The following is a 242-nucleotide window of genomic DNA, read 5'->3' on the forward strand; positions in this document are numbered from 1 at the left end:
GTGCTCCAGCCGCATGCGCAGTTCCGCCTCTTCGCCACCATGAACACCCTGGGCCAGGGCAACCTCAGCGGCCTGTACCACGGCACGCAGATGCTCAACCACGCCCAGCTCGACCGCTGGAACCTGGTCACCAGCCTGGACTACCTGGCACCGGCCGAGGAAGCCGCCATCGTGCTGGCGCGCGTGCCGCAGTTGGCCACGCCGCAGGGGCGCGAGCAGGTGGCCGCCATGGTGGCGCTGGC

General features: G+C 70.7%; 1 protein-coding gene. It reads left to right on the plus strand.

Features of this window, described 5'->3' with window-relative positions; genetic code table 11:
- A partial coding sequence (locus tag VJI77_RS07705; RefSeq protein WP_323989013.1) for a hypothetical protein occupies positions 1-242 on the plus strand: 242 nt, incomplete at both ends.

This window comes from Parvimonas sp. D2 (genome assembly GCF_035282635.1).
Classification (GTDB): domain Bacteria; phylum Bacillota; class Clostridia; order Tissierellales; family Peptoniphilaceae; genus Parvimonas.